Origin of the sequence: Providencia sp. PROV189, from assembly GCF_028480065.1 — a bacterium.
GTDB lineage: Bacteria > Pseudomonadota > Gammaproteobacteria > Enterobacterales > Enterobacteriaceae > Providencia > Providencia stuartii.
In genome coordinates this window covers 111,210-135,420 of the sequence record NZ_JAMPOG010000002.1, presented here as the reverse complement: position 1 = coordinate 135,420, position 24,211 = coordinate 111,210, and the positions used below count along the sequence as shown (strand labels likewise).

The 24,211-nt window shown below is 42.2% G+C and carries 21 protein-coding genes; 6 read left to right on the top strand and 15 right to left on the bottom strand.

Going from position 1 to position 24,211, the window contains the following annotated elements; genetic code table 11:
• Positions 1-49: 49 nt before the first annotated feature.
• The 12 genes from PR833_RS00990 to PR833_RS00935 form a co-directional block, all read right to left on the bottom strand.
• On the bottom strand, positions 50-622 hold the full coding sequence (locus tag PR833_RS00990; protein ID WP_004921169.1) for a UbiX family flavin prenyltransferase: 573 nt from the start codon (positions 620-622) through the stop codon (positions 50-52).
• A 73-nt stretch (positions 623-695) separates the two neighbouring features.
• Positions 696-1,520: a YwqG family protein gene (locus PR833_RS00985; RefSeq protein ID WP_061063890.1), complete on the bottom strand. Its 825-nt coding sequence runs from the start codon at positions 1,518-1,520 to the stop codon at positions 696-698.
• 404 nt (positions 1,521-1,924) lie between these two features.
• Positions 1,925-3,442: an amidophosphoribosyltransferase gene (purF, locus tag PR833_RS00980; RefSeq protein ID WP_036940930.1), complete on the bottom strand. Its 1,518-nt coding sequence runs from the start codon at positions 3,440-3,442 to the stop codon at positions 1,925-1,927.
• Positions 3,443-3,456: 14 nt separating this feature from the next.
• Entirely contained in the window at positions 3,457-3,960 is a 504-nt protein-coding gene (gene cvpA, locus PR833_RS00975; RefSeq protein WP_004921179.1) for a colicin V production protein, read from the bottom strand.
• 179 nt (positions 3,961-4,139) lie between these two features.
• Positions 4,140-4,820 carry a cell division protein DedD gene (gene dedD, locus PR833_RS00970; protein ID WP_004921181.1) on the bottom strand — a complete coding sequence of 227 codons (681 nt, stop codon included), beginning with the start codon at positions 4,818-4,820 and terminating at the stop codon, positions 4,140-4,142.
• Between the two features lie 5 nt (positions 4,821-4,825).
• Entirely contained in the window at positions 4,826-6,115 is a 1,290-nt protein-coding gene (gene folC, locus PR833_RS00965) for a bifunctional tetrahydrofolate synthase/dihydrofolate synthase (protein ID WP_183124486.1), read from the bottom strand.
• Positions 6,108-7,091, bottom strand: a complete 984-nt coding sequence (accD, locus tag PR833_RS00960; RefSeq protein ID WP_036943936.1) for an acetyl-CoA carboxylase, carboxyltransferase subunit beta — start codon at positions 7,089-7,091, stop codon at positions 6,108-6,110. The genes folC and accD overlap by 8 nt, the downstream gene beginning before the upstream one ends.
• 159 nt (positions 7,092-7,250) lie before the next feature.
• Positions 7,251-7,937: a DedA family protein gene (locus tag PR833_RS00955; protein ID WP_036943938.1), complete on the bottom strand. Its 687-nt coding sequence runs from the start codon at positions 7,935-7,937 to the stop codon at positions 7,251-7,253.
• Positions 7,938-8,065: 128 nt separating this feature from the next.
• On the bottom strand, positions 8,066-8,881 hold the full coding sequence (gene truA, locus PR833_RS00950) for a tRNA pseudouridine(38-40) synthase TruA (protein ID WP_004921188.1): 816 nt from the start codon (positions 8,879-8,881) through the stop codon (positions 8,066-8,068).
• Positions 8,881-9,891 carry an aspartate-semialdehyde dehydrogenase gene (locus tag PR833_RS00945; RefSeq protein WP_014656277.1) on the bottom strand — a complete coding sequence of 337 codons (1,011 nt, stop codon included), beginning with the start codon at positions 9,889-9,891 and terminating at the stop codon, positions 8,881-8,883. Before PR833_RS00945 ends, truA begins: the two co-directional genes overlap by 1 nt.
• Positions 9,892-9,991: 100 nt before the next feature.
• Positions 9,992-11,122: a 4-phosphoerythronate dehydrogenase PdxB gene (gene pdxB / locus PR833_RS00940; protein WP_040133500.1), complete on the bottom strand. Its 1,131-nt coding sequence runs from the start codon at positions 11,120-11,122 to the stop codon at positions 9,992-9,994.
• Between the two features lie 132 nt (positions 11,123-11,254).
• Positions 11,255-12,046, bottom strand: coding sequence for an AraC family transcriptional regulator (locus PR833_RS00935; protein WP_004921194.1), 792 nt, complete (start codon positions 12,044-12,046; stop codon positions 11,255-11,257).
• A 99-nt stretch (positions 12,047-12,145) separates the two neighbouring features.
• On the opposite strand from PR833_RS00935, the gene PR833_RS00930 reads away from it, so the two are divergent.
• Together PR833_RS00930 and PR833_RS00925 are read left to right on the top strand one after the other, a co-directional pair.
• Positions 12,146-13,075 (top strand): DMT family transporter, encoded by a 930-nt coding sequence (locus tag PR833_RS00930; protein WP_014656279.1) that lies wholly within the window; start codon positions 12,146-12,148, stop codon positions 13,073-13,075.
• A 393-nt stretch (positions 13,076-13,468) separates the two neighbouring features.
• Complete coding sequence (locus PR833_RS00925; RefSeq protein ID WP_272525823.1) at positions 13,469-16,804, top strand: SEL1-like repeat protein; 3,336 nt, start codon at positions 13,469-13,471, stop codon at positions 16,802-16,804.
• Between the two features lie 58 nt (positions 16,805-16,862).
• Here the strand turns inward: PR833_RS00925 and PR833_RS00920 are convergent, their stop codons facing one another.
• Together PR833_RS00920 and tctD are read right to left on the bottom strand one after the other, a co-directional pair.
• Entirely contained in the window at positions 16,863-18,281 is a 1,419-nt protein-coding gene (locus tag PR833_RS00920; protein WP_249890805.1) for a sensor histidine kinase, read from the bottom strand.
• Complete coding sequence (gene tctD / locus PR833_RS00915) at positions 18,278-18,946, bottom strand: transcriptional regulator TctD (RefSeq protein WP_004921202.1); 669 nt, start codon at positions 18,944-18,946, stop codon at positions 18,278-18,280. The genes PR833_RS00920 and tctD overlap by 4 nt, the downstream gene beginning before the upstream one ends.
• 291 nt (positions 18,947-19,237) lie before the next feature.
• Between tctD and PR833_RS00910 the strand changes: the two genes are divergently transcribed.
• The 4 genes from PR833_RS00910 (at position 19,238) to PR833_RS00895 (ending at position 22,805) form a co-directional block, all read left to right on the top strand.
• Positions 19,238-20,212 carry a Bug family tripartite tricarboxylate transporter substrate binding protein gene (locus tag PR833_RS00910; protein WP_163885680.1) on the top strand — a complete coding sequence of 325 codons (975 nt, stop codon included), beginning with the start codon at positions 19,238-19,240 and terminating at the stop codon, positions 20,210-20,212.
• A 12-nt stretch (positions 20,213-20,224) separates the two neighbouring features.
• Positions 20,225-20,656: a tripartite tricarboxylate transporter TctB family protein gene (locus tag PR833_RS00905; protein ID WP_004921207.1), complete on the top strand. Its 432-nt coding sequence runs from the start codon at positions 20,225-20,227 to the stop codon at positions 20,654-20,656.
• Positions 20,657-20,666: 10 nt separating this feature from the next.
• Positions 20,667-22,184 (top strand): tripartite tricarboxylate transporter permease, encoded by a 1,518-nt coding sequence (locus PR833_RS00900; protein WP_004921210.1) that lies wholly within the window; start codon positions 20,667-20,669, stop codon positions 22,182-22,184.
• Between the two features lie 177 nt (positions 22,185-22,361).
• Positions 22,362-22,805, top strand: coding sequence for a hypothetical protein (locus tag PR833_RS00895; protein ID WP_004921211.1), 444 nt, complete (start codon positions 22,362-22,364; stop codon positions 22,803-22,805).
• A gap of 58 nt (positions 22,806-22,863) precedes the next feature.
• Here the strand turns inward: PR833_RS00895 and fabB are convergent, their stop codons facing one another.
• Positions 22,864-24,078 carry a beta-ketoacyl-ACP synthase I gene (fabB, locus tag PR833_RS00890; protein ID WP_004921214.1) on the bottom strand — a complete coding sequence of 405 codons (1,215 nt, stop codon included), beginning with the start codon at positions 24,076-24,078 and terminating at the stop codon, positions 22,864-22,866.
• Between the last annotated feature and the right edge of the window lie 133 nt (positions 24,079-24,211).

The window sequence follows — 24,211 nt, the reverse complement described above, 5'->3', positions numbered from 1 at the left end:
CAGTAGATTAACTAAACGGCGACAATTTATAACTGGCAATCGAATAAAACTATTTCCCACCCTGCCAGCGGGTAAATAAATCTTGGTCTAATTCAATATCAAATTGATCGAGGATTCGGTTCACTGTTTGGTCAACAATATCTTGAATGGATTTAGGCTGATGATAAAAGGCTGGCATTGGCGGCATAATGACCGCTCCCATTTCAGCCGCTTGCACCAGTAACTTTAAATGCCCTAAATGCAGCGGTGTTTCACGTACCCCTAGAACGAGTTTTTTACCTTCTTTCAAGACCACATCGGCAGCACGAGTGACTAATGTATCGGTATAGCTGTGTACAATGCCAGAAAGTGTTTTCATGGTGCATGGCATAATCACCATACCCGTTGTACGAAAGGAGCCGGAAGAAATAGCCGCGGCGATATCGCGGCTATCATAATGATGATCAGCTAATTGCTGAACCTCTTTGACACTATAATGTGTTTCTAATGATAAGGTTTGACGGGCCGCTGCGCTCATCACTAAATGGGTTTCCACATTCTTAACAGGTTTTAGCACCTCTAATAACCTAACGCCATAGATTGCGCCACTTGCTCCTGTTAACCCAATGATTAGCTTCTTCATTCTGCTCCCCGCACGATTCGATATCACCAACAACCATAGTAGCAATTATCGCAATGAAAAGCCCTTAAATCTATCAACCACAATCCCAGTTATAGACCACTTTGCTGAAATCTTTATTTTTTAAATCTTCAGGATGAATAAAAAAGTTACCGACGCCAATATCGCCCCATAAAATGCCAGTTTCATAATCACTGTCGATTTGCAGTAACAATACATAGTCCTGAATTTCTTTACGATACTCTCTAGGGTCGGTTTGAGTAAAGAAAGGATAGCCGCCAATACGATGACCGTTCGACACAAAGTGTTCATTGTAAGGTTCTAGCCATTCATCGTAAAAATCCTCGCCTTCAAACTGATCTTCGTAATCATACAGATCATCAACATCTAAAATTTTGCGGCCAAACTGAAAGTCGTTCGAGCTGATATATTGTGTCGCGGGTGTGAATTCGAGACTAAACTGCCCTTCTATTGGTGAGTAATACTCATCTTCATAAGCGGCTTCAATGGTGGAGAAGTCTTGTTGGAGTTTTGCGTTATCTTCAATAACACTATCCCAATAGATGACGCGAAAACCGTTTTGGGTTTGTAGATCATCAAAATCCGCACCATACAAATCATCACCGCCGATAAAAAACTGCAATAATCCAGTTGTTGGATAGTTTTCAAGTGGCGGCATTTGTGCGAAATTAATTTGTGCCAATAGTTTTAAAGGAATGCCATCACTATCGACAGGAAAATCTGAGCCTAAAGGCAAATAAGGCATGCCACCAATACGACTTTCCCACAAAATCGGCTGTTCAACAGGCGTGAGTTGCATCTCTATGGTTGGTTTAGCTGTAGCCGTGATTTTATCAACAAAAGGCTTTAAGTTATCGGGTAAGGCTGTTAGGTCAATCATGAGAACTCCAGATGCATGAGGATATTCACAACAAGATACTCAATTAAAAACAGCAATATATCAGATATAACTGGAAATTTTTATTTTAATAACGTGCTTTTAATTCCTAACTTAAATATTGATTTCACAACGATTAATTACCTATTTTATCTCAAATAAGAGCCTAATATCTTTATTGTCTTTTGGTATCTGGTAATCAAATAAAAATCGCTTATGGTGATTAAATAAGAGCAAGAAACCGATTTCAGGTTAGCAACTGTTTTCATCACTGACTAATTTAAAGATTAAAATAAATGCAGTTTTTTTGAATGTTTTTATTGAAAAGTATTTGTAGAATCAATCGCGGTGAATAAAAAATGCCAGCAATCATCTCGCTGGCATTCTTAATATGTATAAAGAAATGATTAACCTTCGTTATAAATTTCTAGGTTCTCAATTTCATTTTGATCTTTAATTTTTAATTCATCGTCTTTACGGAGATTTTCTAAATAATCTAAGTAAGTTTGGTCAATATCTTTTGTGACATAGATACCATCAAATACAGAGCACTCGAACTCATTAATTTCTGGATTCTCTTCACGAACGGCATCAACCAAGTCATTCAGATCTTGGAAAATTAATCCATCTGCCCCAATCAGTTTACGAATTTCATCGACTTCACGCCCATGGGCGATCAATTCATTCGCGTTCGGCATATCGATGCCATACACATTTGGGAAACGCACTTCTGGTGCAGCGGAAGCAAAATAGACGTTTTTCGCGCCAGCTTCACGAGCAAGTTCGACAATCTGCTCTGAGGTCGTGCCACGCACGATAGAGTCATCCACTAACAATACGTTTTTATCACGAAACTCTGCACGATTTGCATTGAGCTTACGACGCACCGACTTACGACGCTCCTGCTGGCCTGGCATGATAAAGGTGCGCCCCACATAGCGATTTTTGACAAATCCTTGGCGATATGGTTTATCTAATATGTGGGCAATTTCTAGGGCGATATCGCAAGAGGTTTCTGGAATTGGAATAACCACATCAATTTGCAGATCTTCCCATTCACGGGCAATTTTAGCACCTAATTTCTGCCCCATACGTAGTCTCGCATTGTAAACCGAGATCTTATCAATAAAAGAGTCTGGACGAGCAAAATAGACGTATTCAAATAAACAAGGCGTTAATTGTGGGTTTTCTGCACATTGGCGAGTATACAACTGCCCCTGCTCTGTCACATAAACCGCTTCACCGGGTGCGACATCACGTAAGAATTCAAAGCCTAACGTATCCAACGCAACACTTTCTGAAGCGACCATGTACTCTTGTGCGCCGTTTTCTAATATGCGGCGCCCCAAGACCAATGGCCGGATACCATAAGGGTCACGAAACGCCAACATACCGTGCCCAATAATCAATGCAACACATGCGTATGCGCCACGCAACCTTTTATGCATTGCCGCAACTGCCGTAAACACATTGTCTGGCTCTAACGGAAAGTGGTCAAAACGGTCTAATTCATAAGCCAAGATGTTCAACAAAATCTCAGAGTCGGAGGTTGTGTTGACATGGCGGCGGGCGGTTTCAAATAAACGGCGCGTTAATTCATGCGCATTTGTCAGATTACCATTATGAGCAAGGGTGATACCAAAAGGTGAATTCACATAGAAGGGCTGCGCTTCTGATGCACTCGAACTACCTGCGGTTGGGTAACGGACATGACCGATCCCCATATTACCTTGTAGTCGGAGCATGTGCCGCGTTTCAAAGACATCTTTGACGAGGCCATTCGCTTTACGTAAGCGAATATTATTTTTGCCATCAATGGTAGCAATCCCTGCTGCATCTTGCCCACGGTGCTGAAGCACCGTCAAAGCATCATAAATTGATTGGTTAACCGGCGTAACACCGGCGATACCGACAATACCGCACATTTAGTCTTTCCTCATCAGCCAGACGGAGAAATATTCTCCGGTAGGAAACTTGACGCATTTTGCAGGTAGTCAAAGAACCACCTGATTATATGACTGAACTGCGGAATAAGTTCCGAACGTTGCCAATCCTCACTTTGAGGTAGGGGCGTAAAAGTATCGAGAAAAAAGAGTAATGCCGATACAATCAATACCCCACGCAACGCTCCGAAGCAGATCCCCAGAACACGATCTGTACCCGATAAGCCAGTCTTTTGAACCAGAGAACTAATGACATAGTTCACAACAGCACCGACAATTAATGTCGCAATAAATAATGCTGCAATGGCGATACCATTTCGTACCAGTATATCCTCAAAGCGCGTAAAGTATTCCGCCAAGTAAGGATAAAATGTACTAGCAACAAAAAAAGCACAACCCCATGTGATTAGTGACAACGCCTCTCGAACAAACCCACGGATCAGGCTTACCAATGCCGAGAAGCCAATGATGGCAATAATTGCGTAATCTAACCAGACCATATCTTATTCCAAAATTCGCACCCACGGCAGTGGCTGGAGTGCATTCTAACAGAAAACGAAAACGTTTGCGTAACCAATTTACATACAATTTAAAAAAACCAGCGGCGAAAAGAAAAATTCATCTTCGCCGCTGTAATTGATTAAAAGCTCAGGCTTTTTGTGATATTCCTATTTTAATATCATGGCTTAAAAGCCCTAATCTCTCCCTGTAGCCCCGTGATTGAACGTAGCTCAGGTAGTGCGCCTTCTAACAATTGCCTTGAAGCTTCTGGTCCGACAAAAATTCGCGTCAGTTGCCCATTGACTGGCCGTGAAGGTACGGTATAAACCTGATACCCTGACAACCTCAATTTTGCGACAATTTCCTCAACTTTTGCTGCATTTTTCAACGCCCCAAGCTGTACCACAAAAGCTTTACCTTGTGGGGCCTGTACTTCTGGCTTAGGCTCAGGTTTTGGCTTCGGCTCTACTTTAACCTCAGGTTTTGGCGTTGGTTTAGGTTCAGGCTTTGGCTCCACCTGTTTAGGTGCCTCAGCAGGGATATTCGGCACCTCTTGAGGTTGAGAGGCAGAATTTGCAGCGGCTTGTTGCTCACGCTGTCGCTGTTGCTCCTCCTGCTTCTGCTCGGAAATCGCTTCTGACAGCATAGCCTCAGAAGCTTGGCCTGACGCCGGATTTTGTGCCAGCGGTGCAATAGCTTCGATATCCTGTTCATCACCAGGTTTAGGAATAATAGGAATGGCCGCAAATTCATTTTCATTATATTTCTTATCGCCATCAAGTAGCGCAGGCAATACAATGACCCCCGCCGCGATTAAAACAATGGCACCGACAAGACGATTCTGAAATTTACTCGCCACCGATTTTATCCTTTTGAATTTTCTAACAACATCATTACGTGAGCGACCGTATGGAATGAGCCACAAACAACAATGATGTCGTTATCTGTTGCATCAAGGCACGCTTTTTGCCACGCGTCATCGACTGAATCAAATACTTGTGGTGAATCAAGATATTGACTCAACTGCGAGGCAGGCGCCCCACGAAACTCAGTAAGAGGAGCCACATACCAATCCGTCACTTGCTCTGATAAACAGGTGAGTGTACCTTGAATATCTTTATCTCCAAGCATTCCCACCACGGCTCTGACACGACGCCCTTCCACAGCAGGCAGTTGTGCTAAGCGGTTTATCAAATATCCAGCAGCGTGCGGGTTATGCGCGACATCCAAAATCATTAATGGCTTTTCACCAATAATTTGGAAGCGCCCCGGTAACTGAGCCGATCGCAAGCCGTCATGAATTGCCTGATCAGTGATTTTAGTCGCAAGTTGGCTATCAATCTCTTTAAGGCAACATATCACCCCCAATGCGGTCGCTGCATTTGCTAACGGCACATTAGGTAGTGGTAAATTCAGCCATTGGCATTGACGACTCTGCCATGCCCAACAATCTTGCTGTTGTTCAAATGACCAATCTTTATCCCGACGAAACAGCAACGCACCGATATTTTCGGCATGTTGACCAATTGACTGAGGCATATCAGGTTCACCGACAACCGCATAGCGACCACCGCGGAATATACCGGCTTTCTCAAAACCGATATGTTCCCTATCTGACCCTAACCAATCGGTATGGTCGAGTGCAATACTGGTCACCGCCGCGACATCTGCATCGACGATATTCGTCGCATCCAAGCGACCACCTAAACCCACTTCAAGGATCACGACATCCAATGAGGCTTGCTTAAATAACGTTAATGCCGCCAGCGTGCCATATTCAAAATAGGTTAAAGAAATATCGCCTCGCTCTTGTTCAATCTCAGCAAAGGCACGGCAAAAGTCGGACTCGGCCAATTCCGAACCTTGGATACGAACACGTTCCGTATAACGAACAAGGTGTGGTGAGCTGTAAACACCGACTTTCAGACCGGCAGCCATCAAAATAGATTCAATCGTATGGCAGGTTGTACCTTTACCATTAGTACCACCGACGGTAATGACGCGAGGTGCGGGTTGTGTTAAACCCATTTTGCGGGCGACTAAGCCAACTCGCTCTAGCCCCATATCAATATTTTGGCTGTGCAAGTTTGTCTGATAAGAGAGCCAAGCCTCCAGCGGAGACTCGGCATTAGGGATTGTAAACTGATTATTCATCATCTTTTTTATGCTTAGCAGAGTCCTTTACTTGCTCAGGAGCATCGATGACAGCATCGTCACTGGCGATATCGATTTTCACATCCTCTTCTTCGACGACTAATGTATCTTCAGTGGTATTAAAACTTGGCTTGTTAGTCAACATTGCCAATACATCTGCCAAGGTATCACGCATTTCAGGGCGACGAACAATCATATCAATCGCCCCTTTTTCCAGTAAGAACTCACTACGCTGGAAGCCTTGAGGTAGCTTTTCACGCACAGTTTGCTCAATAACACGAGGACCTGCAAAACCGATCAGCGCTTTTGGTTCAGCCACGTTGATATCACCTAGCATCGCCAAACTTGCAGAAACCCCCCCCATGGTTGGGTCAGTTAACACAGAAATGTAAGGTAACCCACGCTCTTGCATTTTGGCCAATGCCGCGCTGGTTTTTGCCATTTGCATCAGTGATAACAGCGCTTCTTGCATACGCGCACCGCCACTAGCAGAGAAACAAACCAATGGGCAGTTATCTTCTAGAGCTTGTTCAACCGCACGCACAAAACGTGCACCTACCACGGAAGCCATAGAGCCTCCCATGAAAGAGAACTCAAAAGCCGCCACGACAACTGGCATCCCTTTTAACGTTCCTTTCATTACGACGATAGCATCTTTTTCACCGGTCTCTTTTTGAGCCGCTGAGAGTCTATCTTTATATTTTTTGGAATCACGGAACTTCAGCGCATCTTTTGGCTCAAGCTCACTGCCTAATTCTGTTGTCGAGTTTTCATCGAGGAAAGCTTCAAGACGCTGGCGTGCATGAATACGCATGTGATGATCACATTTAGGGCATACTTGTAAGTTACGCTCTAATTCAGCCCCATAGAGGACTTGCCCACAGCTATCACATTTTGTCCAAACACCCTCTGGGATGTTGACTTTGTTTGATTGGGTCAAGTTACCTTTTTTTAATATTTTTTCAATCCAGCTCATTAATGGACCTTTTCGTCTGATTGATCTCTGACTTTCCTTAGCGAATTCAAGCAACAAAAATAATTGCCACATCAACTCACTCAGGTAAAACGCCAGTATGTAATTTTGTGCCATTAAACCACAATGGTACACCACTGTGGATAAAAACTTTTAAATCCGTTATGGATTATCACTTTTTTCAACCGCAACACGTTTTTCTTTCGCGGCTGCACGACGATGACGAATCACTTCGATCACCCCCGGAAGAATTGAAATAAAGATAATTGCCACTATCAATAATTTCAAATTCTGTTGTATAACGGGTAGATCACCAAACAGATAACCTGCATAAGTGAATGACAGTACCCATAATAACGCCCCTGTCACATTATAAAAGGCGAAATGACGATAAGACATTTTGCCCATTCCCGCAACAAATGGCGCAAATGTTCTAACAATCGGCACAAAACGAGCCAAAATAATTGCTTTACCACCATGCTTCTCATAGAAAGCATGGGTTTTTTCCAGATAAACACGACGGAATATTTTTGAATCCGGGTTTTTAAACAGTTTATCGCCGAAAATACGCCCGATCGCATAATTAACAGCATCACCAAGAATAGCGGCTGTAATCATCAATGCGACCATTAAATGTACGTTTAAATCATTGCTATCTAACGCGGAAATAGCCCCTGCGACAAACAGCAGCGAATCTCCCGGCAAAAATGGGGTAACGACCAGCCCAGTTTCGCAAAACAAGATCAGAAATAAAATACCGTACACCCATACACCATACTCAGCAACTAACTCTGCTAGATGGACATCGATATGTAAAATAAAGTCGATAATAAAACTGATAAACTCCATACAAACCTCATTATCAATAGCATCCATGCTATACTCATGATACCTTCAATGACGGCACTGTTGACTCTGGACAACCACACAAGTCACCTAGCTGCTTCTGAAATTATTTAGAGTATATAAAATTAGATTCACATCAGTTCGTCCGCTAAGAACAATGGCCCCATCACATTCGACGGTAAAGCGAATTTTTCAGGATAATCAACGGATACTAAATACAAGCCATCAGCTTTGGCAGTTGCCGCAGCTTTCGTTCTGTCTTTTAGTTCGAGCAATTGTGCCATCCAATTAATATCCTGATTACCGCAGCCAATTTCTAGCAAACTTCCCACTATATTTCTGACCATATGGTGAACAAAAGCATTGGCTTTAATATCCACCACGACATAATTACCGTGACGTGTGACTTGCACATGCATCACATTACGCCAAGGTGTCCGCGACTGACACTGGACTGCTCTGAATGAGGTAAAATCATTTTCCCCCAACAGAGCTTGCGCCGCTTCATGCATCTTTTTTTCATCTAGTGGATAGTGAAAATGTGTCACTCCACTGGACAAAATCGCTGGCCGATAACGGTGATTAAAGATGACATAACGGTAACGGCGTGCTGTTGCACTAAACCTCGCATGAAACTCTTCATCGACAGGTTTACACCAACGTACCGCAATATCCTCTGGCAAATGGGTATTGACTCCCATTGTCCATGCGGCTTCTTTGCGGATCACAGGGGTATCAAAATGCACCACCTGCCCCGTTGCGTGAACCCCTGCATCCGTGCGACCTGCACAAAATACATTAATCGGATGATTCGCCACTTTTGACAAAGCGTCTTCAAGACAGCCTTGCACACTTTTCACTTCCTGTTGGCGCTGCCATCCATAATAACGACTCCCATTGTATTCGATGCCTAACGCAATGCGAGACAACTTAGTTGACTCTGACATCAGTAAAACAACTCCTGAGCCAGTTTTTCAGCCGTTTCCACTGCCATTAAAGCGCCACCGAAACGCACATTATCGGCCACCGACCAAAATTGCAAAATTTCAGGGATACCATAATCATTACGAATACAGCCAATACTTAAGCGATCATTACCCGATGCTTCAGTGACCTGAGTTGGATAATCACCTTCTTCTGAGACCTGAATATCATCAAAACGTTCCAGTTCATCTCGAGCTTCTTCTACTCCAACAGGACGCAATGTTTCGAGATACACCACTTGAGCATTGCCATAAAACACAGGCGATTGAATAAAACTCACCGCAACAGGTAGTCCATCGTCTTGTAAAACTTTTCTGACTTGTTCAACTAAACGGCGTTCTTGCTGTACACTGCCTTCCATATCTGCCAGCATAGGCAACATATTAAACGCCAATTGTTTACTAAAACGCCCTTCTTCCGCAGGAATACCGTTTAATAAACGAGCACTCTGCCCCGCTAACTCGTCAACAGCCGCTTTGCCATAGGAGGAAACAGACAACATGTTCGTTAAGGTGATACGGCCGATACCCGCCGCTTCAATCAATGGCTTCGTCGCACTAAGTAACTGACTTACATAACTATCCGCTAGTGCAATAATATTGCGGTTACGGTAATCAGCAAGCACATGAGGGTTCACGCTGGGAACAACTAAAGGTACGTCAGGTTCAAGCGCAAATACACCACTCGTATCAATCACGATGCACCCTTCTTGGGCGGCACGCTCTGCATAATATAAACTGGCTTCTTCCCCAGCGGCGAAAAACGCGATTTGAGCTTGTGACCAATCAAAATCGGTAGCGTCTTGAACTTGATAACTTTTATTATTAAAACGCAGGCTTTCTCCAGCGCTTCGTTCACTCGCCAATAGATGCAATTCGCCAACAGGGAACTCGCGTTCTTGTAATAATGCTAAAATAGCTTCACCGACAGCCCCGGTGGCTCCCAATAACGCAATATTCCAACCTTCAGTCATTGCTGTTTCTCCAAAAATATAACCATTAAATGAAATCATCTACGCGTCTTAATAAAAGGTTGATGTTACATTCACCAACCTTTATCGAGACACGCTGTGATCACTTAATTAAATGTGCATTAAAACCCAGTGCAGCAAGTTGAGATACCGTTTGTTCATCATCACAGTGCACTTCAAGAGAGGACCACTCACGGCGTTCTTGGTAGTGTTTACGTAATTTGTCAAATTCACCAGGGATTGCCGCTACTTCACGTAGTGCGGCATCATCGCGACGCACATCATACACCAGATGAACTAACCTTTTGAGTTGACTTTGCGTTAATTTACCGAGAAAAGTGATGGCGCTGATCTCCGGTTTCGGTAATAACGATGATAGCGCGATACGGTCCGGTTGACCTAAAAATTGGCAGTACGCTTCATAAACTTGAGTCGTACCACGCGCTTTCCCTTCTAAGGTATAACCTGCGATATGCGGTGTGCCAATATCTACCCATTCTAATAATTCAGTGTCTAAATTAGGCTCTGGCTCCCAAACATCTAACACAACGCTCATGTTTTTGCCTTGCTTTAACAAAGACAATAGTGCTTGATTATCAACAACCTCACCACGACTCGCATTAATTAAAATCGTACCATCACGTAAGTTAGATAAGCGTTCAGCATCCATTAAATGATAGGTTTTATCTGCGCCATCCATATTCAATGGGGTATGGAACGTTAGGATATCCGCATCAGCTAACAAGGTTTCCAGCGGTAAAAACGCCCCTTGTTCCCCCTTTGCTTTACGAGGCGGGTCACATAAAAGCGTTTTCACTCCCCAAGCGGATAATCGGTTAGCGAGGCGTCCACCCACATTCCCGACACCAACAATACCGACCGTTTTATCACGCAAATCGAAATGGTCACGTTCAGCAAGCATCAATAAGGCCGAAAAAACATACTCAACCACCGCAATGGCATTACACCCCGGAGCCGAAGAAAAGGCGATATTGGCTTCCTTCAACCATGCCGTATCTACATGATCAAAACCTGCCGTGGCAGTACCAACAAATTTGACAGGCGTTTCACTTAATAGTGCTCGGTTAACTTTTGTTATCGAACGTACCATTAACGCATCTGCATCCAGAAGCTCAACTTCAGGTACTGGACGCCCAGGTACGGCTTTAACCTCACCCAGTTTGCTAAACAACTGCTGAGCATACGGCATATTTTCATCAACCAAAATTTTCACTTTATTCGCCCCAATCATGTCATTGTATGCTCAATGATCAACATACAAACTACTGTATGGTTGTTTCATTTTATGAGTGCTTATTTTGCCACGTTCCACGCACATTGCCTATGTGCGATTACTGTGATTTCACTATTCTTTCGCACGGAAACGGTCGGGTGTTACCCCTGAGATCTGTTGGAACATCGCAATAAATGCAGACGCTGAGCTATAGCCAACATCCAGTGCGACTTCATGTACGCTTTTCCCTCGTTCCAGTGCAGAAACGGCGTGCAAATAGCGTAAACGCTGACGCCATTCGCTAAACGACATTCCCAGCTCTTGCTGGCAACGACGCGACAATGTACGCTCTGAGGTGTAACTCCGTTTCGCCCAATCCGCAAGTGTGGTGTTATCGGAAGGGTCTTTTTGCAAAGACGCTAGGATTGGCGATAAGAATTTATCTTTGGTGATAGGCAGATACGTTTTTTGGCAAGGTGACACTGCAAATTGGTCAATCAGTACACTGGCTAATCGTATGTCCTCCTCCGTTTGTGGCTCGACGACCCCCCTTTGATAAAGATCGGCCATAATTGTTTGAAAAATAGGACTGAGCTTAATCACACCAGCACGGGATGATAATTTATCGCTAAAACGTTGCGCGAAATCGATAATACGAAATTTCACACTCTGCTTATTAAAGCTTGCATGCTGTGTATTTGCGGGGATCCAAACACAAAATTCCGGTGGTGCAAGGTAGTGTTTGCCTTCGACTTCCATTTCCATAATGCCACACACCACATATAACAATTGACCAAATGGATGGGAATGCGATTTGTACTCGCTTTGAGTATCAATTTGTTCATGGCGCAATGCAATGAATGCAGGTTCGATAATATTGCATTCATTAATCAGCCATGTTGGTGATTTTTGATCTTGTTGCATAAATGTTGTCTGAAAACCGTTATCGAATGTCTGGATATCAGTATATATAAAAAATCTGACAACGGTATACTAACGCCACTCATTAGGGAGAAACTTTTAATGAAAAATTTATTATTTCCGCTAATAGCGGTTTTACTTTGGTCAATGAATGCGATAGTGAATAAAGCCGCGGCAACCGCTATCGATCCCGCCGCAATATCCTTTTACCGTTGGGCATTAGCTCTGCTTGTCATGACTCCATTTGTGCTACGCTCTGTCTTGCGTCACTGGTCGATAGTCAGAAAACATTGGTGGCAACTCGCCATTTTAGGGGCGCTGGGTATGATGCTCTACCAAAGCTTAGCCTATTATGCCGCTCATTCTGTCAGTGCAACCTTTATGGGAATTATGAACTCCTTAATCCCATTATTAACCGTTGTCATCAGTATTTTTGTCCTGCGAGTGATCCCAACCGTTGGTATTTTTATCGGTACTCTGTTATCGCTGGCGGGTTTAACTTGGTTAGTCAGCCAAGGTAACCCTGCAACGCTCTTTTCCCAAGGATTAGGCACCGGTGAACTGTTGATGTTGATTGCCTCTGCCGCTTATGCCTTATATGGCGTCTTAACTAAGCGTTGGGCTATTCAATTATCAAGTTGGGATTCACTGTATGTACAAGTTTTCTTTGGCGTTATTTTATTAATTCCCAATTTCTTATTGGCAGATGACGTGTCGCTTAACCGTCACAACATTGGTCTTGTGGCCTTCGCGGGTATTGCAGCCTCTATCCTCGCACCTGCATTGTGGATCCAAGGGGTTATGCGCCTAGGCGCCAATACGACCTCGATTTTTATGAATTTAGCGCCAGTATTTACAGCAATCATCGCTATCTTTGCGCTCGGTGAAGAGCTGCAAAGCTACCATTTAATTGGTGGTGGCGTGGTATTATTAGGTGTTATGTTAGCACAGCAATTACGTACCCCTCTGACTCATCTTTTTAAGAGCAAGAAAAAAATTGAGCAGAAAAAAGATTGCTTAAACGACTCCTAGCAGTAAAATTAAGCTTCAAGCAATGCAATGTCGTAATCCATATGCCCCACACTTGTGGGGCTATGTTTTTTATTATGACCTATTAATTAGAATAGTTTGAACTAAATATAAATAAGCAAAACATTCCGTTTTGGACAAGTTATTCGCTAAGCAATTAATATTATCAGGAAAAGGAAATTTTTTATTCCACTGCCGTTAGATATCGTGCAAATCACGGCATGCTGGCTAAAACAACCTGACGCAATTTTTGCTTCAGGTTTTCCTGAAAAAGATCAGTTTATTCTTTAATACCCCAAGCGTTAACAACTGTAAACTAGCATTGGTAATATATAAGTAATCGCGTTTAAAATAATAGTACAACTTGATTTATGATGAATATGAAAAAGGATAACCATGCTCCCTAATATTAAGCCACTGATAACACCGACTGTGCTTTTAACTGCATTGATAAGCCTAAGTTTTATTCCATCAATAAGTCAGATATCACCACTATCACCTAGTTATGCATTTTCTCAATCCGATGCCCCCCAAAAGGATTTAATATCACTGACCGAAAGTGCCAATAATGACTTATCATCAACGGTTAATCTCCCTACTATTTTTTCAATGATTGTTGACGATCATTATGCAAAAAAAGCTTATTTACTGTATCAAATCTATAATGGTGACAAATATGGAAAAAGTTTAAAACCCGATCAATTGCAGGCTCAAAAATACCTTCAGCTAGCTGCCGAACTTGGGCATCAAGATGCATTAATCGAAATGATTGACCAATCAACCAACCTTTATAATGCACCAGGGAAGTATCTTGATAGTCAAGCCAAAAAATATATCAATATGCTGCTAGAAAAATATCCGAATTCTCCAAAAACACTGATCACTGTAGGAAACCTCTATGCAGACTATAGAAAGCATTTTTATAATCCTGAAAAATCATTTGAACTAATTCAAAAAGCTAGTGAAATCTCACCATCAGCAGAAATCAACTATGATCTCGCAAAAAAGTACGCTCTAGCGCTAGGTACAGAGCAAAATTTAAAAAAGGCGATCAGTCTTTTACAAGAAAATATTACGAATGATAAATTAGTACAAGATAGTCAATATGCATTAGCACGACTCTATTTTCAATTTGATGTATCCGATGAAATTGGAAAAGATTTCGTTATGGATATACTCAGAGAAAGTGTTGAAAGAAATAAGTCCGCCTTGTTTCCAGATTATAGCTTAGCGCATTACTATGCAGACTACCTTTTAGAACAAGATCCGATTAATAATAGAGAATATGCTTTTTCCTTATACAATAAAGCAAGTCATTATTTTACTGATGCGAATATACATCATGCATTAGCGCTAATAAAATATGAAAAACACGAAAAAGAACAAGCCGCCTACCTTATTTTATCAACTTTAAAAGCGGATCAAAAATATCATTATCTCACCACAATAGAGCGTCAAAACGCTTATAACTTGCTCTTTAAACACTTTCTTGACTATCCTGGAACAATTCAATTTCTTGTTGAACAGTCACTTAATAATGAGCAAGTAAAATCAGCTATTCAACCTCTATTAAAGCAAAACCCTGACGCAAAGTTTAAATATGCCATAGCGAATGTTAACCGTATGAGCATCAAGAATACAATTGATGACAAGGCGTTAGCATTACATTATCAAGACATAATTACAGCCGCAGAACTGGGTTCCATTGATGCAATGCTGTTTATTATTCATGGTAAAGTCGATGATGACCGTCTACCCGGAACTCTTTTTGATGATAATAGATTTGACCAACTCACGGGGATAACGAATGATGATCGTTGGATGTGGCACAATAAATGCGCTGACCAAGGAAGTAACCGCTGTTTAGCCGAACTTGGTTATCGCTACCAATATGGTAAATTTGGCGTCGAAAAAGACTATTTAAAAGCACTTAAATATTATAAGCGCATTCATATTACACCGGATAATTATGAATTTCTTAATTATGAATCTGATATGAAGCTTATTGAAAAAGAACAACAAAAATTCAATGAGCTACTCAATCAATACAACAATAATGATGCCGAAGCCGCCCACAGGCTAGCCGATGTCTATCGATTTGGTAAATATGGGCAAAAAGAAGACAATGTTAAGTGGCTTAAATATCTAGATCAAGCAGCAAACTTAGGTAGTGCTAAAGCATTACATGAATTATGGTCCTATTATGAGGATGAAGGTCAGCTCGAAAAAAACAGAGCTAAAATCATGAGCTATTATAGCAAGCAGATCGCCTCTGGGAATCAATCTGCTGCTCTCACCTTAGGCTTAAATTATTTATATGGGTTACACCTTGTTAATGCGAACCGAACGAAAGCGCGTGAATTATTGAAGAAATCAGGTAAAGATGGTGAGCGCTATCTCGCTGAAATGGATAAGTTTGATGAGAAATATACATTAAAAGATAAAGATGCCACCACTAATTATCAACTAGGCGTTGCACACACATATGGTCGGGGCGCCAGCATTGATCATTTAAAAGCGAGGCAATTTTTTAAAACCGCAGGAGAACAAGGCCATCAAGAATCTGCTTACACATATATTAGGTCATTGCAAAATGGTATTTATGATTATAAAAAAAATCGCTGGATCGCAGAACCTAATTGGTATGAAGCTATTTCGTGGCTAAAACAATACCCTCTCGCATGTTGTCAGGAAGATGAACTGCTTCGCTATAATACACTGGTATTACCGGCTTTAAATAATGATATTAATGCGACATTAAAACTTTCTCATTGGTATATTGAGCAACAACAACATACTGCTGCGGCCTATTGGTATAACAAATTACTTGATAAAAAAGATTTAAATATCATTATTCCTGCGCTTGATAAAATCATTACGAATGATGGCAAAAAGCGTGAATTGTACTCAGCGGGAACCTTGAAAAATGACTTATATTCTAAAGTACACTTTGCGTCTTTAGCTGTAAATAATAAAAAAGTCGCTGCAAACCCTGAACTCTACCAGTCTATGATTCAATTTCTACATGAGGGATTAGGCTCAAGCGATCCTATCATTTCAGATCTTGCATTTAACTCTTTACTTACTGCCTATAGAGATGGAACCGAACAGTATAGTTATATATTCCGTCGCCCGATAAATGAGAAAGCGTATGTAGAATTATTGGAGTCACAGTCTAAAAATCGTGATGATGTTCTCATGTTATTGTCAGAATATTACACAACCCAAAATCCCCAAAAGGCTCTAGATTATGCTCAAAAGGCTTATGAAAAAGGTGATATCAGAGCAGCTAAATATCTATATAATTTTTATTATGCTCACCTTGATGTCAATCATGAAAATCTTAAGCGTACTACTCAATATCTCAAAAAATATCTCAATATGAGGGAAAGTGCTGATGAGAAGATTATCAATGAGCTTACTCTTCCTACTGAACATATAATCGGCATTGCTGATATCTATTTCGAAGGCTTTTACGATATGCCACGAGATCTAGATAAGGCAATTGAGATGTATCAATATTTATTAAAATATGAACCTGAAATTGCTTTAGAAAAACTTTATGAGTCACATATCCTAAACGGAAATACCAATGAAGCTTATTACTATGCATTAATTCTCAATAAAGATACGGATAATGTCACCATGTTTAATACGCTAACAGATGTACAACGTGAAGCTATCAAAACACGTGTACAAGATTATTTTGATAACAAAAATACGAATAAATAAGTTAATTACAGCAATGAGGGTGCTAATGTTGATTATATTAATACCCTCATCTGACTTATCACTGGCTAGTTTGAAACACCACCTTTGCCAACAAACCACCAAGTTCTCTTCCCTTCAATAATTGCAGGTCGGTACCATGATAAATCGCAATATCTTTCACTAACGCAAGCCCGAGACCTGATCCTTCCATGGCTAATGCATTATTTAAGCGTGTAAATGCTTCCATTGAGCGACTGATTTTTTTATCGGGGATACCGGGTCCTGAATCTTCAACTTCTAATATGGTATGCTGTTTGTTTTCACTTAATAATATCCGTACCGTTACAATGCCGTTATCAGGGGTATATTTAATGGCATTATCGATTAAGTTCGCACACATTTCTGCCAATAAAATAGGCTCACCTTTAATCCATGATTGCTCTTGTCCTTCATAACCAAGGTCAATTCCTTTACTTTCGGCTTGCCCCAATCGTGTAAAACAAGCCTGTTGGACTAACTCCACTAAATTAATCGCGCGATAGTGACGAATAGCCTCTTTCTCATGCGCTTTTAAACGCGCGAGTTGCAATAACCTATCAGTTAAGACAATCGTACTGTCGAGGGTTTTATTAATCGCATGCAGACTTTGCTGCCGCTGAACTTCATTTGTACTATTCAGGGCAACCGACACTTGGGTTTTAAGTACCGTTAAAGGTGTTTTCAATTGATGAGAAGCGTCGGCACTAAAGCGCTCTTGGCGTTTAACCATCCGTTTTAGCCTTTCAATATAGCGGTTCAGGGCGTCCACGAGTGGCGATAATTCAGACCATGGCAGAATATCAGGAATAGGTGTGAGATCATTAGCAGAGCGCCCCATCATTAACTGAGATAACTTTTTCAACGGCGTTAATAGCTTACTCAGTAATAAATAGGCCAGCACTAATGTCAGGAACACGACAGTACCTTGGCTCATTAATGAGGATATTAATAGTTGACGAGCAAACTCATGCCGCGAAGAGACTGTTTCAGCAACGCGAATTTGCACCATTCCCATCATGCCACCTTCATTTATCGGTTGATAAAACGTGGCCACACGGATAGGCAAACCTTTATATTCGGCATCATAAAAATAGACCAGCGCCGTATAGTACTGAGAGCGCATCCAATTTGGGGGGATTTCAGGTAGGTCATCATAGCCAGAAATCGTTTCACCATTAGGCGCAATCACTTGGTAAAACAATCGGTCATTAATATTTCGTTCGAAACTGTCTAAAACGACATAAGGAACATCAACAATCAAATGACCTTTTTCAACCTTTAGCCGCTCGGCAACAGTACGAGCCGAAGCCAATAATGTCCGGTCATAGGCCTGATTTGCCGCGTTTTTGGCACTGTAATAGTGAGTATAAACGGAGAATCCCCCCAACATAATGAGGGGGATACCGAAAAAGAGCAGTAACTGATGAAAGAGAGAGCGTGGATGAGAGACTAATTTCATACACTACACTGCTCTAATCGGTATCCTAATCCGCGAAGCGTATTGATATTGACATCGGTTCCTGTGAGTTTTTTTCTTACTCGATGCACATACAATTCAATACTCTGTAAGTTAGCTTCATCGGACAATGAAAAAACCTGTTCGAATAATTGTGTCTTTGAGACAGGCCGCCCACGACGATGAAATAATGTATTAAGTACTGCGAATTCTCTTGGTGTTAAGGCCAGCGGCTCTTTATCCACTAAGAAATAGCCTTCTTCATGGTAGCAAAGTGAACCAAAACGTTGTGGCTCATTCACCTGCCCTTGGCTCCGCCGTAATAATGCTCTGATCCGAGCTTCTAATTCCGCTAAATCAAACGGTTTAGTGAGATAATCATCTGCCCCTGCATTTAACCCTTTGACCCTATCTGAGACATCTGAGTTTGCCGTTAACAACAACACGGGGATCTCTTGACCCCGTTTTCTCATTTGGGCAAGTACTTCTAACCCGCTGAGCCTTGGCAACGACACATCTAATACCACTAATGAGTAGCTTTCTGTTTGTAATAATTGATCAGCAATCGCGCCATCACTCGCAATATCGACAGCAAAGCCGGTCGAACTAAGCGCTTTTTGTAACCATAACGACAACTCGTCATGATCCTCAACCAATAATATTCTCATTTGTATGCTCTCAATTCATTCAATACTGAGTATACGTTCGCATTAACCCCTGAGAAATAAAATACTTAAGCACAATATTTTCAAGGTGGCTCACAAGAATATTATATGAATACAAATTAACATTAAATTAACAAGTTAAAACTACTAATAATAAACAATCTGATATTCATCACAAAAAAACAACTTCATTTGTTAATGAAAGGTAAATGAAAGCTTTATGAGCCAATGATGATGATTAGAAAAACAACAATGACATCTCTTTTTGTCTGCTTTTTTGTGAGGAAATAAAGAATGAAAAAAATATCATTAGCGACACTCGCTGCTGCCCTTTTCTTTGCTGGTCTTAACCAAGCTGCGGCTCTACCTGAGCGTACTGAATGTATTGCACCAGCAAAACCCGGCGGTGGATTTGATTTAACCTGTAAGTTAGTGCAAGTTTCCCTACTCGAAACCAAAGAAATTGAAAAACCCATGCGTGTTACCTATATGCCTGGTGGTATTGGCGCGGTGGCTTATAATGCCATCGTTGCACAACGCCCAGCCGAAGCTGGCACAATCGTTGCTTTCTCAGGCGGCTCACTGCTTAACCTAGCGCAAGGGAAATTTGGTCGTTACAACGAAAATGATGTACGTTGGCTCGCCAGTGTGGGAAGTGATTACGGCATGATAGCTGTTCGTGAAGACTCTCCTTATAAAAATCTAAAAGATCTGATGGAAGCATTCAAAAAAGACCCTAACAGTATCGTCTTTGGTGCTGGTGGATCGGTAGGTAGCCAAGATTGGATGAAGACGGCATTACTCGCGAAACAGATTGATGTGGATCCGCGCAAAATGCGCTATGTGGCCTTTGAAGGCGGTGGCGAAACTTTAACTGCACTGTTAGGTAATCACATCCAAGTCATGTCGGGTGATATGAGTGAAATGGCTCCTTACCTTAATGATGGGAAAGTGCGTGTATTAGCCGTTTATTCCGATAAGCGCCTTGGTGATGGCCTTGAAAATATTCCAACAGCGAAAGAACAAGGTTACGACATTGAGTGGCCGATTATTCGTGGTTTCTATATGGGGCCAAAAGTCTCAGATGAAGATTATAATCAATGGGTTGAAGCCTTCAAAAAACTCCAACAAACCGATGAGTTCAAGAAACAACGTGAGCTACGCGGGTTATTTGAATATAACTTAACAGGTCAAGAGCTGGATAGTTATGTCAAAAAAGAGATCGAGCAATACCGCGAACAAGCTCGTTCATTTGGCTTAGCGAAATAACGGAGGCCAATAATGAGCCAACGCATATTCGCCATTGTCTGGCTAATATTGTGTGGTATCGGCCTCTATATTGGCTGGGGGATACAAAGTGAATACGCCTATGAACCACTTGGCCCCCGCCCTTTTCCGATAGCCATACTTTCGTTAATGGCTTTATGCGCATTCATCTTACTTGTTGGTAAACAAGAAGCGATTGAATGGCCTAAGGCATATGTGTTACGTCGCTTAGTATTACTCATCCTTTCATTGGTTATCTATGCTTGGGTATTTGAGTGGCTAGGCTTCCCGTTATCGACCTCTCTATTGACTATCAGTATTGCGTTGCTGTTTGGCGCGACACCTATTGCTGCCATCATTTCCGGCCCAGTATTAGGTATCACGCTTTTTTATGCTTTCGACAAGCTACTGGATGTCACTTTGCCAATTGGCAACTTGTTTAATTAAGGAGATAGCCATGGAAACTTGGATGTACCTTTCACAAGGCTTTGAAGTGGCACTAATTCCACAAAACCTAGTGATCGCACTTATCGGTTGCTTTATTGGTACGGTTGTCGGTATGTTGCCTGGATTAGGGCCAGTAAACGGCGTTGCAATACTTTTACCGCTCGCTTTTGCCCTTAAACTGCCTGCTGAATCGGCTTTAATATTGTTGGCAACCGTCTACCTAGGCTGTGAATATGGCGGTCGAATCTCGTCTATTTTATTAAACGTGCCCGGTGATGCTGCCGCGATTATGACAACCCTTGATGGCTACCCTATGGCAAAACAGGGTAAAGGTGGGGTGGCGTTATCAATTTCAGCGGTAAGTTCCTTTATCGGCTCTACCATCGCTATCTTCGGGATCATTCTATTCGCCCCATTACTTGCACAATGGGCGCTGGCGTTCGGCCCCGCCGAATACTTTGCGCTCATGGTATTTGCCATCGCGTGCCTTGGCAGTATGATGAGCCAAAACCCAGTTAAATCCCTACTGGCTGCATTAATTGGCCTCGCATTCGCCACGGTGGGTGTTGATGCAAACTCTGGTGAGTACCGCTTTACTTTCAATAGTGTCAATTTATCGGATGGCATCCAATTTATTGTGCTCGTTATTGGGCTATTTTCCGTTAGTGAAATTCTATTGATGTTAGAAGGAACTGCAACAGGCCAAGGGCTGATCCGTAAAACAGGCCGTATGCTGTTCAATCGTAAAGAAGCTAAAGCTTGTGCTGGTCCTACGTTACGCTCCTCTTTTATCGGTTTTTTTGTCGGTGTCCTCCCCGGCGCGGGTGCTACCATCGCCAGTGCTATCACCTATATGACAGAGAAAAAAATCAGTGGGGCTAACAACCAGTTTGGTAACGGTGATGTACGAGGTGTTGCAGCGCCGGAAGCCGCTAATAATGCTTCAGCCTGTGGCTCATTTATCCCGATGTTGACCCTTGGTGTTCCCGGTTCAGGTACGACCGCCGTTATGATGGGCGCATTAACACTGTATAACATTACTCCAGGTCCTGGCATGTTCACGGAACAACCGGATATTGTGTGGGGATTAGTCGCGGCATTGTTGATAGCCAATATCGTTTTATTGATCATGAATATTCCATTAATTGGGCTATTCACACGCATGCTCTCTGTGCCACTTTGGTTCTTAGTACCGACAATCGCCACCATATCAGCCGTTGGAGTATACGCGGTTCACAGTACTACATTCGACTTACTACTCATGATGGGACTTGGCATATTTGGCTATATCCTACGGAAAATGAATTTCCCATTATCGCCGTTGATCCTTGGCTTTGTTCTTGGCGAGATGTTGGAACAAAATTTACGTCGCTCTTTATCTATCAGTAATGGTGATTTCGATATTCTTTGGAGTAGTTCGATTTCTCAATGCTTACTGGTAATGGCTGTACTTGTTCTCGCTCTACCACCAATTATTAAATTAATACGTAAAAAGCGCCAACACCAACCATCCACCCTCTCGGATTAAGCTTATATTATCTCATCGATTTCTCTGTAAACTTTGCCCCGACCGGTAGTTAGGGGCATTTTTTATTACTGAGCATCACATTGCATTTAGTACAAGGCGTTAAACATTCAGCAAGTCAGCCAATGTTCCCTTTACCTATTTATACTCAGTGAGCACTCTTAGACGACATTATTTGTTATGCTTAAATTGTTACAAGCTTTTTTTAAATGGCAGCCTAAGCCACTTCATCATAATCAATTTGTGACTGTATTCAATAAGCTATACCAAATCAGTAGCGAGTACCCTGCCACAATAACGTATAAAGATAATGGTGAGCTATTAGCGAAGGCGGTTGGTAAAGTCCATCTGTATTGCGATGGCAAATTGGTACTACGCCTCACTAAGAATGTCAGTGTCATTACAATTGGCGTAGTGGATAACAAAGCAAAAGTGATTAATATTAAAAAAGATGTGTTCCGTTTTCCGTCAAATACATCATCATCACATCCGCCCTATTTATCACCAAGCAGTGATTCAGACAGCCATCATCATACAAGTCGTTCTGACGATAATCATAGTGGCCACTTTTCAGGCGGTGATTCAGGTGGAGGAGATTGTGGCGGTGGCGGCGGCGGTGATTGACCATAAAAAAAGCGAGAATCGAGGTTCTCGCTTTTAATTTGATAGCGTGAAAGACCAATTAGCCTTTATATTTGCTCATCACTAACGTTGCGTTAGTCCCCCCAAAGCCAAAGCTGTTAGACATAACTGTCTCTAATGCTTGCTCTGTCGGTTTTGTAACAATATTCAGCCCTTGAGCTTTAGGGTCTAAGTTTTCGACGTTGATACTTGGTGCAATAAAGCCATGCTCTAACATTAATAAGCTATAAATGGCTTCGTGAACACCCGCAGCACCTAAAGAGTGCCCTGTCATTGCCTTAGTGGCAGAAATAGCGGGTGAGTCATTACCAAATACTTCTTGAATCGCTTCGAGCTCTTTCGTATCCCCCACAGGGGTAGAAGTACCATGTGTATTGATGTAATCAACCTTACCATCAATGCCTTGCATAGCCATTTGCATGCAACGTACTGCACCTTCACCTGAAGGGGCAACCATGTCCGCACCATCTGACGTTGCGCCATAACCAACAATTTCAGCGTAGATATGGGCACCACGAGCGAGCGCGTGCTCAAGCTCTTCAACCACCACGATACCACCGCCACCTGCAATAACAAAACCATCGCGGTCAGTATCGTAGGTTCTTGATGCTTTGCTTGGAGTATCATTGTATTTTGTTGACAATGCACCCATTGCATCGAATTCACAGGTCATTTCCCAGCTCAACTCTTCACCGCCACCTGCAAATACAACGTCTTGTTTACCTAACTGGATCAATTCAACTGCATGACCAATACAGTGTGCAGAAGTGGAGCAAGCAGAGCTGATTGAGTAGTTCACCCCTTTAATTTTAAAAGGTGTTGCTAAGCAAGCTGAGATCCCAGATGCCATAGCTCGTGTAACCATGTAAGGGCCTACACCACGAAGGCCTTTTGCACGCATACCATCAGAGCCAGCAACTTGGTTACGCGGAGAGCCCCCGCCAGAACCAACCACTAAACCAGTACGTAAATTCGAAACTTGTTCGTCTGTTAAACCCGAATCACTAATTGCCTGCTCCATAGACAGATAGGCGTAAACTGAGCAATCACTCATGAAACGGCGGATCTTACGATCAATCAGACCGTCAGTATCCATTTTTACATTACCCCAGACGTGGCTACGCAGCCCCGCCTCTTTGAATTCTTCTGAGAAAGTGATCCCGGAACGACCTTCCTTCAGAGAAGCCAGTACTTCTTCCTGGTTATTACCAATACTGGAAACAATACCCAGGCCAGTGATGACTGCACGCTTCATTCATTACCTCATGTCTTTTAATAATGTGAGTACGGGATTACAGGTTGTCACTTTAGCTTACACTTGTAAGCTGAACAAGTCCGATCAGGGTAAATATTTGTATTTTTTTTTCATCGAACATAATAACATTTTT

Excerpts from the sequence above, each read along its gene's own strand:
- PR833_RS00990 (WP_004921169.1), bottom strand. The coding sequence starts at position 622 with ATGAAGAAGCTAATCATTGGGTTAACAGGAGCAAGTGGCGCAATCTAT.
- PR833_RS00985 (WP_061063890.1), bottom strand. The coding sequence starts at position 1,520 with ATGATTGACCTAACAGCCTTACCCGATAACTTAAAGCCTTTTGTTGAT.
- purF (WP_036940930.1), bottom strand. The coding sequence starts at position 3,442 with ATGTGCGGTATTGTCGGTATCGCCGGTGTTACGCCGGTTAACCAATCA.
- cvpA (WP_004921179.1), bottom strand. The coding sequence starts at position 3,960 with ATGGTCTGGTTAGATTACGCAATTATTGCCATCATTGGCTTCTCGGCA.
- folC (WP_183124486.1), bottom strand. The coding sequence starts at position 6,115 with ATGAATAATCAGTTTACAATCCCTAATGCCGAGTCTCCGCTGGAGGCT.
- accD (WP_036943936.1), bottom strand. The coding sequence starts at position 7,091 with ATGAGCTGGATTGAAAAAATATTAAAAAAAGGTAACTTGACCCAATCA.
- PR833_RS00955 (WP_036943938.1), bottom strand. The coding sequence starts at position 7,937 with ATGGAGTTTATCAGTTTTATTATCGACTTTATTTTACATATCGATGTC.
- truA (WP_004921188.1), bottom strand. The coding sequence starts at position 8,881 with ATGTCAGAGTCAACTAAGTTGTCTCGCATTGCGTTAGGCATCGAATAC.
- PR833_RS00945 (WP_014656277.1), bottom strand. The coding sequence starts at position 9,891 with ATGACTGAAGGTTGGAATATTGCGTTATTGGGAGCCACCGGGGCTGTC.
- PR833_RS00935 (WP_004921194.1), bottom strand. The coding sequence starts at position 12,046 with ATGCAACAAGATCAAAAATCACCAACATGGCTGATTAATGAATGCAAT.
- PR833_RS00930 (WP_014656279.1), top strand. The coding sequence starts at position 12,146 with ATGAAAAATTTATTATTTCCGCTAATAGCGGTTTTACTTTGGTCAATG.
- PR833_RS00925 (WP_272525823.1), top strand. The coding sequence starts at position 13,469 with ATGCTCCCTAATATTAAGCCACTGATAACACCGACTGTGCTTTTAACT.
- PR833_RS00920 (WP_249890805.1), bottom strand. The coding sequence starts at position 18,281 with ATGAAATTAGTCTCTCATCCACGCTCTCTCTTTCATCAGTTACTGCTC.
- tctD (WP_004921202.1), bottom strand. The coding sequence starts at position 18,946 with ATGAGAATATTATTGGTTGAGGATCATGACGAGTTGTCGTTATGGTTA.
- PR833_RS00910 (WP_163885680.1), top strand. The coding sequence starts at position 19,238 with ATGAAAAAAATATCATTAGCGACACTCGCTGCTGCCCTTTTCTTTGCT.
- PR833_RS00905 (WP_004921207.1), top strand. The coding sequence starts at position 20,225 with ATGAGCCAACGCATATTCGCCATTGTCTGGCTAATATTGTGTGGTATC.
- PR833_RS00900 (WP_004921210.1), top strand. The coding sequence starts at position 20,667 with ATGGAAACTTGGATGTACCTTTCACAAGGCTTTGAAGTGGCACTAATT.
- PR833_RS00895 (WP_004921211.1), top strand. The coding sequence starts at position 22,362 with ATGCTTAAATTGTTACAAGCTTTTTTTAAATGGCAGCCTAAGCCACTT.
- fabB (WP_004921214.1), bottom strand. The coding sequence starts at position 24,078 with ATGAAGCGTGCAGTCATCACTGGCCTGGGTATTGTTTCCAGTATTGGT.